The sequence below is a fragment of the Streptomyces sp. NPDC051173 genome (assembly GCF_040689515.1).
Taxonomy (GTDB): Bacteria; Actinomycetota; Actinomycetes; order Streptomycetales; family Streptomycetaceae; genus Streptomyces.
The window spans coordinates 74,094-91,450 of the sequence record NZ_JBFBBD010000019.1 but is presented as its reverse complement, the minus strand read 5'-3'; the positions used below and the strand labels follow the sequence as shown (position 1 = coordinate 91,450).

The following is a 17,357-nucleotide window of genomic DNA, read 5'->3' as shown; positions in this document are numbered from 1 at the left end:
TCGTCGGCGGGGCCCGCCGGAGCGGTGGCCGGGGCCGCGGGGTCGAGCCAGAAGCGCTCGCGCTGGAAGGCGTAGGTGGGCAGGTCGGTCCGGCGGGCGCCGGCACCGGCGAACACGGCGTCCCAGTCGACCCCTGTGCCGCGGACGTGGAGCCGGGCGAGGGCCGTGGTGAGCGCGGGGGCCTCGGGGCGGTCGCGGCGCAGGGCCGGGATCGCCTCGACGGGGGTGTCCTCGCCCGCGGTGCCGCGGACCGCGCCGCTGAGCACCCCGTCGGGGCCGAGCTCCAGGAAGGTGGTCACGCCCTGCCCGGTGAGCTCGCGTACGGCGTCGGCGAAGCGGACGGTGGCGCGGACCTGGCCGGTCCAGTATTCCGGTGAGCGGAGCTCTTCGGCGGTGACGAGCGTGCCGGTGACGGTGGACACGAACGGCAGCGCGGGCGCGCCGTAGGTGATGCCGGCGGCGACGCGGGCGAAGTCCTCCAGCATCGCGTCCATGTGCGGCGAGTGGAAGGCGTGGCTGACGCGCAGCCGCTTGGTGCGGCGGCCGCGCTCCTCGAAGCCGGCCGCGAGGGCGAGCACCGCGTCCTCGTCGCCCGCGACGACCAGGGACGCGGGGGTGTTGAGCGCGGCGACGGAGACGCGCCCGTCGTACGCGTCGAGCAGGGGAAGCACCTCGTCCTCGGTGGCCTCGACGGAGACCATGGCGCCGCCCGCGGGCAGGGCGGCCATCAGCCGGCCGCGTGCCGCGACGAGGGTGCAGGCGTCCTCCAGGGAGAGGACTCCGGCCGCGTGCGCGGCGGCGAACTCGCCGATGGAGTGCCCGGCGACGTAGTCGGGGCGCAGGCCCCAGGACTCGGCGAGCCGGAACAGGGCCACTTCGAGGGCGAAGAGGGCCGGCTGGGTGTAGCCGGTGTCGTCGAGCAGCGCGGCCTCGGGGGTGCCCGGGGCGGCGAAGAGGATCTCCCGCAGCGGGCGGTCGAGTTCCAGGTCGAAGCGGGCCAGTACGGCGTCGAGGGCCTCGGCGTAGACGGGGTGGCGGTCGTAGAGCTCGCGTCCCATACCCGGGCGCTGGCTGCCCTGGCCGGTGAAGAGGAAGGCCAGGCGGCCGTGGTCCCGGTCGCCGGTGAGCAGGCCGCCGTCGGGGGTGCCGTCGCGCAGGGCGGTCAGGGCGTGGACGAGCGTGACGTGGTCGTCGGTGACGACGGCCGCGCGCTGCTCCAGGGCGGCCCGGGAGGTGGCGAGGGAGAAGGCGAGGTCGGTGAGCGGGGTGCCGGGCCGGTCGGTGAGGTGGGACAGGAGCCGGCCGGCCTGGGCGCGCAGGCCCGCTTCCGTGCGCCCGGACAGGATCAGGGGGACGGCGGTGGGGTCGGCCGGGGCGGCCGCAGTGGTGGTGTCCTCTTCGGGTGTCTCTTCCGGCGCCTGTTCGAGGATGGTGTGGGCGTTGGTGCCGCTGAGGCCGAAGGAGGAGACGCCCGCGCGGCGCGGGTGTCCGGTGCTCGGCCAGGCCAGCGGCTCGGTGAGCAGCCGGACGGCTCCGGCGTCCCAGTCGACGTGCGAGGAGGGCCGGTCGACGTGCAGGGTGTGCGGGGCGGTTCCGTGACGCAGGGCCATGACCATCTTGATGACACTGGCGACGCCGGAGGCCATCTGCGTGTGGCCGATGTTGGACTTCACGGAGCCGAGGAGCAGCGGGTGTTCGGGGTCGCGGCCCTGGCCGTACGTGGCGAGCAGGGCCTGGGCCTCGATGGGGTCGCCCAGGGCGGTGCCGGTGCCGTGGCCGTCGACGACGTCGACCTCGGTGGCGGCGACGCCGGCGTCGGCGAGTGCCTGGCGGATGACCCGCTGCTGGGAGGGGCCGTTGGGCGCGGTCAGGCCGTTGGAGGCGCCGTCCTGGTTGACGGCGGAGCCCCGGATGACGGCCAGGACCTCGTGCCCGTTGCGCCGGGCGTCGGAGAGGCGTTCGACGAGGACGAGACCGACGCCTTCGGCCAGGCTCATGCCGTCGGCCTGGTCGGAGTAGGCCTTGCAGCGGCCGTCGGCGGCCATCGCCCGCTGCCGGCTGAAGCCGATGAAGGCGCCCGGCGTGGACATGATGCTGACGCCGCCCGCGAGGGCCAGCGAGCTCTCGCCGTTGCGCAGCGACTGGCAGGCCAGGTGCAGGGCGACGAGCGAGGAGGAGCAGGCGGTGTCGAGCGTGACGGCCGGGCCCTCGAAGCCGTAGGTGTAGGACAGACGGCCGGACAGGACGCTGGCGATGGTGCCGGTGATCAGGTGTCCCTCGGCGCCCTCGGGGCCGGTGCTGCCCGCGGCGTAGTGCTGGTAGCTGGCGCCGATGAAGGTGCCGGTGCTGCTGCCGCGCAGGGTGGCGGGGTCGATTCCGGCGCGTTCCATGGCCTCCCAGGAGGTCTCCAGCAGCAGGCGCTGCTGGGGGTCCATGGCGAGGGCCTCGCGCGGCGAGATGCCGAAGAAGGAGGCGTCGAAGTCGGCGGCGTCGTGGAGGAACCCGCCGCGGGTCGAGTAGGTGTGGCCCGGCCGGTCGGGGTCGGGGTCGTAGAGGCCGTCGGTGTCCCAGCCGCGGTCGGTGGGGAACTCGCCGGTGGCGTCGCCGCCTTCGGTGATGAGCTTCCACAGCTCCTCGGGGGAGCCGACGCCGCCGGGGTAGCGGCAGCTCATGCCGATGATGGCGAGGGGTTCGTCGGCGGCGGGGGCGGTGGTGGTGCGGGTGGCTCCGGCGTCCCCGGTGCGGGTGCCCGCGAGGGCGTCGCGCAGGAAGGCGACGAGTGCGAGCGGGTTGGGGTGGTCGAAGACCATGGTGCTCGGCAGGGCGAGGCCGGTGACGGCGGCGATGCGGTTGCGCAGGTCGACGGCGGTGAGCGAGTCGAAGCCGACGTCGCGGAAGGCCCGCTGCTCGGACAGCACGTCGGGTGAGGCGTGGCCCAGCGCGGTGGCCGCCTCGCCCCGGACGAGGTCCAGCAGGAGGCGGTCCTGTTCGGCGGCGGTCAGGCCGAGGAGCCGGGCGGCGAACTCGCCGCCGGAGGCCGGGGCCTGGTCCCGGTCCTCCTCCAGGCGCTGGGCCTCGGGCACGTCCTCGAAGAGCGCGGTGGGCCGGGCGGAGGTGAAGACGGGGTGGTAGCGCTCCCAGTCCACGTCGGCGATGGCGAGGACCGTCTCGCCGTCGTCGAGTGCCTGCCGCAGCCCGGTGAGGGCCAGTTGGGGCTCCATGAAGACGAGTCCGCTGCGGCGGATCTGCCCGGGGTCGACGCGGCCGAGCTTCATGTCGTCGGCCCAGATGCCCCAGGAGACGGCGGTGGCGTGGGCCCCGCGGGCACGGCGGTGCTCGGCGAGGGCGTTGAGGTAGGCGTTGCCGGCGACGTAGGCGGCGTGCGCGCCGCTGCCCCACATGCCGGCGGTGGAGGAGTACAGGACGAAGGCGTCGAGCTCGTCGTCGTCGAGGAGTTCGTCGAGGTGGCGGGCGCCGGTGACCTTCGCGTCCATGACCCGCGCGAAGTCGTCGAGGGTCGTCTCGGCGAGCGGTGCGAGCTCGATGTTCACGGCGGTGTGCACGACCGTGCGGACGGTGCGTCCTTCGGCCTTGAGCGCGTCGAGCATGCCGGCGACCGCGTCGCGGTCGGTCAGGTCGCAGGCGACGGCGGTGGCTTCGCAGCCGAGCTCGGCCAGTTCCCGCAGGAGGTCCGCCGCGCCGGGCGCGGCCGGGCCGCGGCGGCTGGTGAGCACGATGTGCTCGGCGCCCTGGCCGGCCAGCCAGCGGGCCAGGTGGGGTGCGAGGGTGCCGGTGCCGCCGGTGACGAGGGTGGTGCCGCGGGGCGTCCAGGGGGTGGCCGGGGCGGGGTCCGCGGGGGTGGCGCGCACGACGCGGCGGGCGAGGACGCCCGAGGCGCGTACGGCGAGCTGGTCCTCGCCGGTGCGGCCGGTGAGGACGGCGGCCAGTCGTTCGCCGGCCCGCCGGTCGAGTTGTTCGGGCAGGTCGACCAAGCCGCCCCAGCGCTGCGGGTGTTCGAGGGCGGCCGTCCAGCCGAGGCCGAGGATCTGGGCCTGGGCCGGGCGGGTCAGCCGGTCGGCGCGGCCGGTGGAGACGGCACCGCGGGTCAGGCACCACAGGGGTGCCTCGATCCCGGCGTCGCCGAGCGCCTGGACGAGCGAGACGGTCAGGGCGAGCCCGGAGGTGAGCGCCGGGTGGTCCGTGTCCGGGTCCTCGGCGCCGGCCAGCAGGGACACCACGCCCGTGAGGTCCGCGGCGTCGTCGAGCCCGGACAGGCGCGCGGCCAGGGCCGCGCGGTCGGCGCGGGTGCCGTCCAGGACGAGGGTGCGCGGGTCCGCGCCGTGGGCGGCGAGGGTCTCCGTGAGCTCGTCGGTGGCGACGCCCTCGGCGGTGACGACCAGCCAGGTGCCGGTCAGGGTCGCCTGGGGCAGGCCCGTGAGCGGCTTCCAGGTGGCGCGGTAGCGCCAGGAGTCCACGGTCGACAGGTCGCGGCGGTGCTTGCGCCAGTGCGACAGGGCCGGGAGCACCGGGGCCAGCTGGGCGCGGTCGAGGCGCAGGCTGGAGGCGAGGGAGTCGACGTCCTCGTCCTCGACCGCCGTCCAGAACTCGGCGTCGGCCGGGGCCTCCTCGTGTGTCCTGCGCGGCTTGGCCGGGATGGCCCACAGGTGTTCGCGCTGGAAGGCGTACGTCGGCAGGGGCACGCGGTGGGCGCCGGTGCCGTCGAGGACGCGGGACCAGTCGGCGGTGGCGCCCCGGACGAACGCCTCGGCCAGGGAGGTCAGGAAGCGGTCGGTGCCGCCGGTGTCGCGCCGGAGCGTGCCGAGCACGACCGCCGGGCGGCCGGCGTCCTCGGCCGTCTCCTGGACGGCCATGGACAGCACCGGGTGGGAGCTGACCTCGATGAAGAAGCGGTGCCCCTGGGCGAGGAGCTCCCGCATGGCGGGCTCGAAACGGACGGTCCCGCGGAGGTTGGTGTACCAGTAGTCGGCGTCCGTGCCGGTGGTGTCGTCCAGCCAGTCGCCGGTGACGGTGGAGAAGAAGGGCACCTGCGCGGGGCGGGGGCGGACGGGGGCGAGGACCGTACGCAGTTCGTCGCGCAGCAGCTCGACCTGCGCGGAGTGCGAGGCGTAGTCCACGGCGACGCGCTTGGCACGGACGTCCTCGGCGGCCAGCTCGGCCTGCAGGGCGTCCAGCGGGCCGGGGGCGCCGGAGACGACGACGGACCGGGGTCCGTTGACGGCGGCGACGGACAGGCCCTCGTAGGCGCGAAGGCGCCGCTCGACGTCGGCCACGGGCAGCGGGACCGACATCATGCCGCCGGATCCGGCCAGTACGCGGCCGATGGCCTGGCTGCGCAGCGCCACCACGCGGGCGGCGTCCTCCAGTGACAGGACGCCGGCGACGGCGGCCGCGGCGATCTCGCCCTGCGAGTGGCCGGCGACGGCGTCGGGGGTGACGCCGTGGGCACGCCACATCTCGGCCAGGGAGACCATGACGGCCCACGAGGCGGGCTGGACGACGTCGACGCGGTCCAGGGTGGGCGCGCCCTCGGCCTGGCGGATGACGTCGAGCAGCGACCAGTCGACGAACGCGGACAGGGCCGTGGCGCACTCGGCCAGGCGCTCGGCGAAGACCGGTGACTCCTCCAGCAGCCGGGCACCCATGCCGGCCCACTGGGAGCCCTGGCCGGGGAAGACGAACACGGTCTTGCCGTCGGTGTCGGCGACACCCTGGACGACGCCGGGGAGCGAGCGTCCTTCGTCGAGGGCGCCGAGGGCGGCCCTCGCCTCGTCGCCGCCGGTGCCGACGACGACGGCGCGGTGTTCGAAGAGCGTGCGGGAGGTCAGCAGGGAATGGCCGACGTCGAGGGCGGCCACGGACGTGCCGTCGAGGTGGGCGGCGAGCTGGGCCGCCTGGGCGCGCAGGGCTCCGGGGGTCCGGGCGGACAGCACCCAGGGGATGACGCCGCCGGCCGGGGGCACCGTCGCGGTCTCCGGCGCGGGGGCCGACTCCTGCGGCCGGGGCGCCTCTTCGAGGACCGTGTGGGCGTTGGTTCCGCTGATGCCGAAGGAGGAGACCGCGCAGCGGCGCGGGCGCTCGCCCTCGGGCCAGTCGGCCCCGTCGGTCAGCAGGGAGACCGTGCCGGACGTCCAGTCGACGTGCGTGGAGGGCGCGTCCGCGTGCAGGGTGCGGGGCAGTTGGCCGTGGCGCAGGGCCATGACCATCTTGATGATGCCGGCGACTCCGGCCGCCGACTGGGTGTGGCCGATGTTGGACTTCACGGAGCCCAGCAGCAGCGGCTGCGCGGTGTCACGGTCGCGGCCGTAGGCGGCGAGCAGGGCCTGGGCCTCGATGGGGTCACCGAGGGCGGTGCCGGTGCCGTGGGCCTCGACGGCGTCGATGTCGCCGGGGGCGAGCCCGGCGTTGGCGAGGGCCTGGCGGATGACGCGCTGCTGGGACGGGCCGTTGGGCGCGGACAGGCCGTTGGAGGCGCCGTCCTGGTTGATGGCCGAGCCCCGCACGACGGCGAGGACCTCGTGCCCGTTGCGGCGGGCGTCGCAGAGCCGCTCCAGGACGAGGATGCCGACGCCTTCGGCGAGCGTCATGCCGTCGGCGCCGTCGGAGAACGCCTTGCAGCGGCCGTCGCCCGCGAGGGCCCGCTGCCGGCTGAAGGCGACGAACGGGTTCGGGTTGGTCATCACGGTCGCGCCGCCGGCCAGGGCCAGGGAGCTCTCGCCGTTGCGCAGCGACTGGCAGGCCAGGTGCAGGGCGACCAGGGACGAGGAGCAGGCCGTGTCGACGGTGACCGCCGGGCCTTCCAGCCCGAAGAGGTAGGAGAGCCGTCCGGAGAGCACGCTCGGGCTGGTGCCGGTCACCAGATGGCCGGCGGAGCCGTCGTCGACGCCGAACCCGTACTCCTGATAGGTGGAGCCGATGAAGGCCCCGGTCGGGCTGCCGTGGAGGCCGGTGGGGTCGATGCCGGCCTGCTCGAACGCCTCCCAGGTGGTCTCCAGCAGCAGCCGCTGCTGGGGGTCCATGGAGACCGCCTCGCGCGGCGAGATGCCGAAGAAGGCGGCGTCGAACTCGCCCGCGTCGTGCAGGAAGCCGCCCTGGGTGGAGTACGTCGTGCCGGGGTTGTCGGGGTCGGGGTGGTAGAGGCCGGTGTCCCAGCCGCGGTTGACGGGGAAGTCGGTGATGGCGTCGGTGCCTTCGGAGACGAGCTCCCAGAACTGCTGCGGGGAGCGGACGCCGCCGGGGAAGCGGCAGCTCATGCCGACGATGGCGATGGGCTCGTCGAGGCTCGCCGCGGGCACGGCCGCGGGGACCGCCACCGCGCCCTCCGCGCCGAGGAGTTCGGCGCGCAGGTGACGGGCGAGGGCGGCCGGGGTCGGGTAGTCGAACACCAGGGTGGCAGGCAGGGACAGGCCGGTGAGCGCGGCCAGCCGCTTGCGCAGCTCGACGGCGGTCAGCGAGTCGAAGCCCGCCTCGCGGAACGCGCGCCGCTCCGTGACGCCCTCGGCGGAGTCGTGGCCGAGCACCACGGCCGCCTCGGTGCGCACCAGGTCGGTCAGCAGCCGCTCCTGGCCGGCCTCGTCGAGGCCCCGCAGCCGCGCGGCGAACTCCGGCGCGGCGCTCTCGCCTTCGGCGTGCGCGAGGGCCTGGACGTCGGTCAGCTCGTCGAAGAGGACGCTGGGGCGCGTGGAGGTGAAGACGGGGTGGTAGCGCTCCCAGTCGATGTCGGCGACCGTGACGGTGACGTCGTCCTGGACGACCGCGCGCCGCAGTTCGGCGATGGCCGCGGCGGGGGCGAGCAGGCGCAGCCCGCGCTTGAGGAGCTGGTCGGCGAAGCCCTCGTGGGTGGCCATGCCGGCCTCGGCCCAGGGGCCCCAGGCCACGGAGGTCGCGGCCAGGCCGCGGGCGCGCCGGTGTTCGGCGAGGGCGTCGAGGTAGGCGTTGGCGGCGCCGTAGGCGCTCTGTCCCGCGCTGCCCCAGACTCCGGCGATCGAGGAGACCAGGACGAAGAAGTCGAGGTCGTGGCCGTCGAGGAGGGCGTCCAGGTGGGCGGCGCCGAGCAGCTTCGCGGCCATCGTCGCCGCGGCGTCGTCGAGGGGGGTCTCCGCGAGGGGGGCCGCCTGGCCGACGCCGGCCGCGTGCACGACACCGGTCAGCGGGTGCTCGTCGGGTACGGAGGCCAGCAGCGCGGCGAGCGCGTCGCGGTCGGCGGTGTCGCAGGCCGCGATGGTGACGCGGGCGCCCAGGTCCGCGAGTTCGGCGGCCAGTTCGCCGGCGCCGGGGGCGTCGGGGCCGCGGCGGCTGGTGAGCAGGAGGTGCTCGGCGCCGCTGCGGGCGAGCCAGCGGGCGACCTCGGCGCCGAGCGCCCCGGTGCCGCCGGTGACGAGCACGGTGCCGCGGGCGGTGAAGGCGTCGGCCGGGGGCAGTTCGGCGAGCGGGTGGCGCACGAGGCGCCGGCCGTACGCGCCGGCCGTGCGGATCGCGAGCTGGTCCTCGCCGCTGCGCGCGGCGAGGGCGCTCACGAGGTGCTGGGTGGCGGGCGCGTCGAGGACGGCCGGCAGGTCGATCAGGCCCCGCCACAGCTGCGGGTGCTCCAGGGCGGCGACGCGGCCCAGGCCCCAGACCGCCGCCTGGAGGGGGTCGGTGAGCGGGTCGGCGGGGCCGGTGGAGACCGCGCCCCGGGTCAGGGACCAGAGGGGGGCGCCGGATCCGGTGTCGGCGAGTGCCTGGATCAGGACGAGGGTGAGGGCGAGTCCGGCCGGCGGCTCGGCCCCGAGCGGCCGGGCGGCCCGGTCCGCGCTGTCGGCCAGCGGGAGGAGGGACAGGACACCGGAGAAGGTCCGTTCCTCGCCGCGGGCGGCGGTGAGCCGGGCGGCGAGCCCGGCGCGGTCGGGGCGGTGTTCCAGGACGAGGGTCTCGAACTGGGCGCCGTGGCCGCGCAGCGCGTCCAGGACCTCGTCGCCGTCGGTCCCCTCGGCGGTGACGACCAGCCAGGTGCCGTCGAGGACGGGTGCGGCGGAGGCCCGGACGGGCCGCCAGGCGATCTGGTAGCGGGTGGAGTCCAGCAGCGCCTTCTCCTGCCGGAGCTGGCGCCAGGACGACAGGGCGGGCAGCAGCGCGTAGAGGGAGGCGTGCTGCTCGTCGCGCAGGCCCAGCAGGCCGGCGAGGCCCGCGGCGTCGCCGCGTTCGACGGCGCTCCACAGCTCGGCGTCCGCGGGGTCGGCGGCGGCCTGCGGCGCGTGGACCGCCGGGGCGGTCTCGGGCCAGTAGCGCTCGTGCTGGAAGGCGTACGTGGGCAGTTCCACGGTGCGCGCCCCGGTGCCGGCGAAGTACGCCGGCCAGTCGACGGCCGTGCCGTGGACGTGCAGGCGGGCGAGCGCGGTGGCCGCGCAGCGCTCCTCGCCGCGCCCGGTGCGCAGCATCGGGACGATGTGCGCGTCCGCGTCGTCGCCGAGGGCGTCCTGGGCGGCGGCCGACAGCACGCTGTCGGGGCCGAGTTCGAGGAAGGTGCCGGCACCGCATTCGTGCGCGGCGCGCATGGTGTCGGCGAAGCGGACGGCGCCGCGGGCGTGCGCGACCCAGTAGTCGGCGGAGCGCAGCTCGTCGTCGGTGGCGGGGCGCCCGGTCAGGCCGGAGACGACGGTCACGTCCGGCGCGTGGTAGGTGAGCCCGGCGGCGACCTCGCGCAGCCCGTCGAGCGCGGGCTCCATGAGCGGCGAGTGGAAGGCGTGGCTGACCTCAAGGCGCTTGGTCTTGCGGCCCTGGGCGGTGAAGTGGGCGGCGATCTCCTCGACGGCGGCCAGGTCACCGGCGACCACGACGCTGCGGGGGCCGTTGACGGCGGCGATGGAGACCTCGTGCTCGCGCCCGGCGAGCAGCGGCGCGAGTTCGTCCTCGGCGGCCTGGAGCGAGATCATCGCGCCGCCGGCGGGCAGCTCCTGCATCAGCCGTCCCCGCGCGGTCACCAGGCGGGCCGCGTCGGTCAGCGAGAGGACGCCCGCGACGTGCGCGGCGGTGATCTCTCCGATGGAGTGGCCGAGCAGCACGTCGGGGCGGATGCCCCAGGTGCGCAGCAGGCGGTGGAGCGCGACGCCGATGGCGAACAGCGCGGGCTGGGTCCACTCGGTGCGGCCCAGCAGCTCCGCCTCGGGGGTGCCCTCCTCCGCGAACAGGACGTCCTTGAGGGGGCGGTCCAGGTGCGGGTCGAGGGCGGCGGTCACCTCGTCGACGGCCCGGGCGAACGCGGGGAAGCGGGCGGCGAGTTCACGGCCGGCGCCGGGGCGCTGGCTGCCCTGCCCGGAGAACACCACGGCCAGCTTGCCGGCGCCGCCGACCTCGCCCTCGGTCAGGGCGGCGTCGGGCCGGTCGGCGGCCAGCGCGGCGAGCGCGCGCAGCAGTTCGTCGCGGTCGCCGGTGACGACGGCCCGCTGGTCGAAGGCCGAGCGGGTGGTGGCGAGGGACAGGCCGACGTCGGCCGGGTCGTACGCCGGGCGGTCGTCGAGGAAGGACCGCAGGCGGGCCGCCTGGTCCCGGAGCGCCGCCCGGCTCCTGCCGGAGAGGATCCACGGTGCGACGGCGGGCACGAGCGGCGGCTGTCCGGGCTCGTCGCGCGGGGCGGGGGCGGCCGGGGGCTCCTCCAGCACGATGTGGGCGTTCGTGCCGCTGAAGCCGAAGGAGGAGACTCCGGCGCGGCGCGGCCGGCCCGTCTGCGGCCAGGGGGTCTCCTCGGTGAGCAGCCGTACGGCTCCGGCGTCCCACTCGACGTGCGAGGACGGCTCGTCGGCGTGCAGGGTGCGGGGCAGCACGCCACGGTCCATGGCCATGATCATCTTGATGATGCCGGCGACGCCGGCCGCCGCCTGGGTGTGGCCGATGTTGGACTTCACGGAGCCCAGCAGCAGCGGTCGTGCCGGGTCGCGGTCCTGTCCGTAGGTGGCGAGCAGGGCCTGGGCCTCGATGGGGTCGCCGAGCGTGGTGCCGGTGCCGTGCGCCTCCACCGCGTCGACGTCCGCGACGGACAGGCCGGCGCCGGCCAGCGCCTGGCGGATCACCCGCTGCTGCGACGGGCCGTTGGGGGCGGTCAGGCCGTTGGACGCGCCGTCCTGGTTGACGGCGGAGCCCCGTACGACGGCCAGGATCCGGTGCCCGTTGCGCTGGGCGTCGGAGAGCCGTTCGAGGACGAGCACGCCCACGCCCTCGGCCCAGCCGACGCCGTCGGCGCTGTCGGAGAAGGCCTTGCAGCGCCCGTCGGGCGACAGGCCGCGCTGCCGGGAGAACTCGATGAGGGCGCCCGGCGTGGACATCACGGTGACGCCGCCGGCCAGGGCGAGCGAGCACTCCCCCGCGCGCAGCGCCTGCATCGCCCAGTGCATGGCGACGAGCGAGGACGAGCACGCCGTGTCGACGGTGACGGCGGGGCCCTCCAGCCCGAGGGTGTAGGACACGCGGCCGGAGGCGACGCTCGGCGAGGTGCCGCTGCCCTGGTGGCCCTCGAACTGGCCACCGGCGAGCGTCGCGGCGTAGTCGTTGTACATGACGCCGGCGAACACGCCGGTGCGGCTGCCCCGCAGGGACACCGGGTCGATGCCGGCGCGCTCGACGGCCTCCCAGGACGCCTCCAGCAGCAGTCGCTGCTGCGAGTCGGTGGCCAGCGCCTCGCGGGGGCTCATGCCGAAGAAGGCGGGGTCGAACTCGGGCGCCTCGTGCAGGAATCCGCCGAAGCGGGTGTACGAGGTGCCGAGGTGGTCCGGGTCCGGGTCGTAGAGGGCGTCCAGGTCCCAGCCGCGGTCGGTGGGCAGGCCCGAGACGGCGTCGGTGCCCTCGCTGACGAGTCGCCACAGGTCCTCGGGCGAGGCGACGCCGCCCGGGTAGCGGCAGCTCATGCCGACGACGACGATGGGATCCTGGTCGCCGGCGGCGCGGGGGGCGGCCGCCGTGGTGGCGGCTTCGGAGCCCATGAGCTCGCCGAGGACGTGCGCGGCGAGCGCGGCGACGGTCGGGTAGTCGAAGATCGCCGTGGCCGCGGTGCGCAGACCGGTGGCCGTACGCAGCCGGTTGCGCAGTTCCACGGCGGTGAGCGAGTCGAAGCCCAGCTCCCTGAACGGGCGCTCCGCGTCGATCTCGGCGGCGCCGGAGTGGCCGAGCACGGCGGCCACCTGCCCGGCCACGAGGTCGCGCACCACCTCGTCGCGGTCGGCCTCCTCCAGCCGGGACAGCTGCTGGACGAGGCTCACGGCCGTCTCCGAGCCGGAGACCACCGAGCGGCGGACGGGGGTGCGGACGAGGCCGCGCATCAGCGCCGGCACCTCGCCCCGGACCCGCAGGACGGACAGGTCGAGCCTGACCGGCAGCAGGACGGCGGCCGCCGTGGCGGTCGCGGCGTCGAAGAGCGCGACGCCCTGTTCCTCGGTGAGCGCGGGCGTGCCCATGCGGGCCAGGCGCTGGAGGTCGCCGTCGGTCAGCCCGCCGGTCATGCCGCCGGTGGGCGCCCACGGGCCCCAGGCCAGGGAGAGCCCCGGCAGCCCTTCGGCGCGGCGCAGTTGGGCGACGGCGTCGATGAAGGCGTTCGCGGCGGCGTAGTTCCCCTGGCCCGGCGTGCCCACGGTGCCGGCGAGGGAGGAGAAGACGACGAAGGCGGCCAGGTCGAGCCCACGGGTGGCCTCGTGCAGGTGCCACACCGCGTCGGCCTTGGGCCGCAGGACGGCGCTGATCCGCTCGGGGGTCAGCGACTCGATGACACCGTCGTCGAGCGTGCCGGCGCTGTGCACGACGGCGGTGACGGGGTGCTCGGCGGGCACGTCGGCCAGCAGCCGCTCCACGGCGGCGCGGTCGGCGAGGTCACAGGCCGCCACGGCGACCTGCGCGCCGTGCCCGGTCAGTTCGGCGACGAGCTCGTCGGCGCCCTCGGCGGCGGCGCCCCGGCGGCTGACGAGCAGCAGGTGCCGTACGCCGCGCTCGGCGACCAGGTGCCGGGCCAGTACGCGGCCCAGGCCGCCGGTGGCGCCGGTGAGCAGCACGGTGCCTTCGGGGTTCCACCGCGTGTCGCTCTCCGGCGCCTGGGCGCGGGAGAGACGGGCACCGAGCACGGCGCCGCCGCGGAGGGCGGTCTGCGGCTCGTCCGCGGCCAGGGCCCGGGCGAGCTGCGGCGCGGAGAAGCCGGAGGGGTCGGCAGGGTCAGTGGGGCCAGAGGGGTCGAGGTCCACCAGGCCGAAGCGGCCCGGGTGTTCGGCCTGCGCGGCACGCACCAGGCCCCAGACGGCGGCGGCCGCCGGGTCCGGCGCCTGACCGCCGTCGGTGGTGACCGCGCCGCGGGTGACGAAGACCAGCCGCGAGCCGGCGCACCGCTCGCTCTCCACCCAGCTCCGCAGCTGGTCCAGGACGTGGGCGGTGAGGGCGTGCGCGGAGGCGACGGGTCCGTCATCGGTGGTGCCGGCGACGGGGGCGAGCACGACGTCCGGGATCTCGGCGGCGTCCGGGCCGGGCAGGGCGACGACCGTGCGGTCCGGCGAGGCCAGTGCCCCGGCGAGACCGAAGAGGTCCGGGCCGAGGACGCCCACCGCGGCGGGCTCCGCCACGGCGGACTCCGGCAGCGGGGTCCAGCGCAGCTCGAACAAGGCGTCGCGCACGAGGGAAGCGGCGGCGGTCAGTTGCTCGTCCGGCATCGTGCGCAGGACGAGCGAGCCGACGGAGGCCACCGGGGCGCCCGTGGTGTCGGCGACGGCGATCGCCACGGCGTCGTCGTCGGCCCGGGTCAGCCGCACCCGGACCGTCGTCGCCCCGCTCGCGTGCAGGGTCACGTCCTGCCACGAGAAGGGCAGGCCACCGTGGCCCTGCTCGCCGAGGCCGGCGAAGGCCGAGGCGTGCAGCGCGGCGTCCAGCAGCGCCGGGTGGATACCGAAGGAGCCGGTGGACGACACGGCGTCCGAGGCGCCCGTCTCCGGCAGCGTCACCTCGGCGTAGACGTCGTCGCCGCTGCGCCAGGCGGCGCGCAGGCCGCGGAACAGGGGGCCGTACGCGAACCCGCCGTCCGCGATGCGGTCGTAGAAGCCTTCGAGGTCGAGCGGCTGGGCGCCGGCCGGGGGCCAGACGGTGGCGTCGAAGGCGGCGCGCTGCTCACCGGCGACGAGGGTGCCGGCGGCGTGCTGCGTCCAGGGGAGTTCCTCGGGCCCGTCGGGGCGGGAGTGGATGCTCAGGGCGCGGCGGCCGGACTCGTCCGGGCTGCCGGCCCACACCTGCACCTGGACGCCGCCCTCCGCGGGCAGGACCAGGGGTGCGGCCAGGGTGAGCTCCTCGACGCGGCCGCAGCCGGTCTCGTCACCCGCCCGTACGGCGAGCTCCAGGAAGGCGGTGCCCGGGAGCAGCACCGTGCCGCGCACCGCGTGGTCGGCCAGCCAGGGGTGGGTGCGCAGCGACAGGCGGCCGGTCAGCAGCAGGCCGTCGGAGTTGGCGACCGACACGGCCGCCGCGAGCAGCGGGTGGCGGGCGGCGCCCAGGCCGGCGGCGCGGACGTCGGCGCCCTGCGCGGGCAGTCCCTTGGGCCAGTAGCGGCGGCGCTGGAAGGCGTAGGTGGGGAGGTCCGTGCGCCGGGCGCCGGTGCCCGCGAACCAGGGCTCCCACTGGACGGCCACGCCCCGGACGTGCAGGCCCGCCAGCGCGGTGGTGAGCGTCTCGGCCTCGGGGCGGCCCGGGCGCAGCACGGCGAGCGTGGCGGGTACGGTCCCGGAGGTGTCGTCGGCGGTGGCGTCGAGGCAGGCCCGGGCCATGGCGGACAGGACGCCGTCGGGGCCCAGTTCGAGGAAGGTGCCGGCGCCGTGGCCGCTGAGCCAGGCCACGGTGTCGGCGAACCGGACCGCGTGACGGGCGTGGTCCACCCAGTAGTCGGGGGAGGTCAGCTGCTCGACCGTGGCGAGTGTGCCCGTCAGGCCGGAGACGACCGGGACGACGGGCGCCTGCGGCGCGAGGCCGGAGACGACGGCGCGGAACTCCTCCAGCGCGGGTTCCATGAGCGGGGAGTGGAAGGCGTGCGAGACCTGCAGCCGCTTGGTCCTGCGGCCCAGTGCGGCGAAGTGCGCGGCGACGGCGTCGACTTCGCCCTCCTCGCCGGCCACGACGAGGGCGGCGGGTCCGTTGACCGCCGCGATCGAGACGCGGTCCTGCCGGTCCTGGAGCAGGGGAAGGACCTCGTCCTCCGTCGCTTCCAGCGAGACCATGACGCCGCCCGCGGGCAGCGCCTGCATGAGCCGGCCGCGGGCGAGCACCAGGGCGGCGGCGTCGGCCGCCGAGAAGACCCCTGCCACGTGCGCGGCGGCGATCTCGCCGATGGAGTGCCCGGCGAGGAAGTCCGGCTTGACGCCGAGGGATTCGACCAGCCGGTACAGCGCGACCTCGATCGCGAACAGGGCGGGCTGCGCGTAGCCGGTCTCGTTCAGCAGCGCGGCCTCGGGCGTGCCCTCGGCGGCGAACAGCACGTCCTTCAGGGGGCGTTCGAGCCCCTGGTCGAAGTGGGCGAGGAGCTCGTCGAGCGCGGCGGCGAAGACGGGGAAGCGGGCGTGGAGTTCCCGTCCCATGCCCGGCCGCTGGGAGCCCTGGCCGGCGAAGAGGAAGGCGAGCTTGGCGCGGCCCTGCACGGTGCCGTGGGCCACGCTCGGCGCCGGTTCGCCGCCGGCCAGCGCGGTGAGGGCTTCGAGGGCCCCGTCGCGGTCGGCGGCGGTGAACGCGGCGCGGTGCTCGAAGCCGGAGCGGGTCGTGGCCAGCGAGTAGGCCACGTCCGCGGGCGCGAGGCCGGGACGGGTGGCGAGGAGGTCGAGCAGCCTGGCGGCCTGGGCGCTCAGGGCCTCCCGGGTACGGCCGGAGAGCAGCCACGGGAGAGCGCCGGCGGCGACGGTTTCAACGGATTCGACGGGTCCGACAGGTGCGGCGAGTTCGGCCGGTGCGCCGTCCGCGGCCGTATCCCCCGCTCCCTCCGGCCCGGATTCGGCGGCCTGTTCGGCCGGCGGCTCCTCCAGGATCGTGTGCGCGTTGGTGCCGCTGAGCCCGAACGAGGAGATGCCGACCCGGCGCGGCTGCTCGCCCTGCGGCCACGGGACCTGCTCGGTCAACAGCCGTACGGTCCCCGCCGACCAGTCGACGTGCGAGGACGGCGCGTCGACGTGAAGCGTGCGGGGCAGGGTGCTGTTCCGCATGGCCAGCACCATCTTGATGATGCCGGCCATGCCGGCCGCCGCCTGGGTGTGGCCGAGGTTCGACTTGACGGAGCCCAGCAGCAGCGGGCGGTCCTCGGCGCGGTTGCGGCCGTAGGTCGCGATCAGCGCCTGGGCCTCGACCGGGTCGCCCAGGGTGGTGCCGGTGCCGTGCGCCTCGACGACGTCGACCTCGTCGGCCGAGAGGCGCGCGTTGACCAGCGCCTGCTCGATGACCCGCTGCTGGGAGGGGCCGTTGGGCGCGGTCAGGCCGTTGGAGGCGCCGTCCTGGTTGACGGCGGAGCCTCGGATGACGGCCAGGACCTCGTGCCCGTTGCGCCGGGCCTCCGAGAGCCGTTCCAGGACGAGGACGCCCGCGCCCTCGGCCCAGCCGGTGCCGCTGGCTGCGTCGGCGAAGGAGCGGCAGCGCCCGTCGGCGGCCAGCCCGCCCTGGCGGCTGAACTCCACGAACGTCGTGGGTGCGGACATCACCGTGACGCCCGCGGCCAGCGCCAGGGAGCACTCGCCCTGGCGCAGGGAGTGGGCGGCCAGGTGCAGGGCCACCAGGGACGACGAGCAGGCGGTGTCCACCGTCACCGCCGGGCCCACGGCCCCGAAGAAGTAGGAGAGCCGGCCCGAAAGGACGCTGGTGGCACCGCCCGTCAGGACGAAGCCCTGGGCGTCGTCCTCCGGGCCCACCCGGTACTCCTGGGGCATGGCCCCGACGAACACACCCGTCTTGGTGCCCCGGACCGCGGCCGGGTCGATGCCGGCCCGCTCGAACGCCTCCCAGGAGGACTCCAGCAGCACCCGCTGCTGGGGGTCCATCGAGAGGGCCTCGCGCGGGGAGATCCCGAAGAATCCGGCGTCGAACTCGGCCGCGTCGTGCAGGAACCCGCCGGAGAACTTCCGCGTGTCCCCGGCGTCCTCCGTCAGCAGTTCCCAGCCGCGGTCGGCGGGGAACTCCGTGATGCCCTCCTCACCGGCGACGAGCATGGACCAGAGTTCCTCGGGAGTCGTCACGCCCCCGGGGAAGCGGCAGCTCATGCCCACGATCGCGATGGGCTCCCGGGCCGCGGCCTCCAGTTCGCCCACCCGCTGCCGGGAACGCCGCAGATCCGCGCTCGCCCGCTTCAGGTAGTCCCGGAGCTTCTGTTCCTTGTCCAT

Annotated in this window: 1 protein-coding gene (only partly in view); it reads right to left on the bottom strand. The window is 75.8% G+C overall.

What is annotated here, in order from left to right; translation table 11 throughout:
- On the bottom strand, positions 1 to 17,357 hold the 5' portion of the coding sequence (locus tag AB0435_RS13685) for a type I polyketide synthase (protein ID WP_366427034.1). The gene continues 11,239 nt to the left of window position 1, outside the view; only the first 17,357 of its 28,596 coding nucleotides appear in the window; the start codon lies at positions 17,355 to 17,357; its stop codon lies beyond the left edge, outside the window.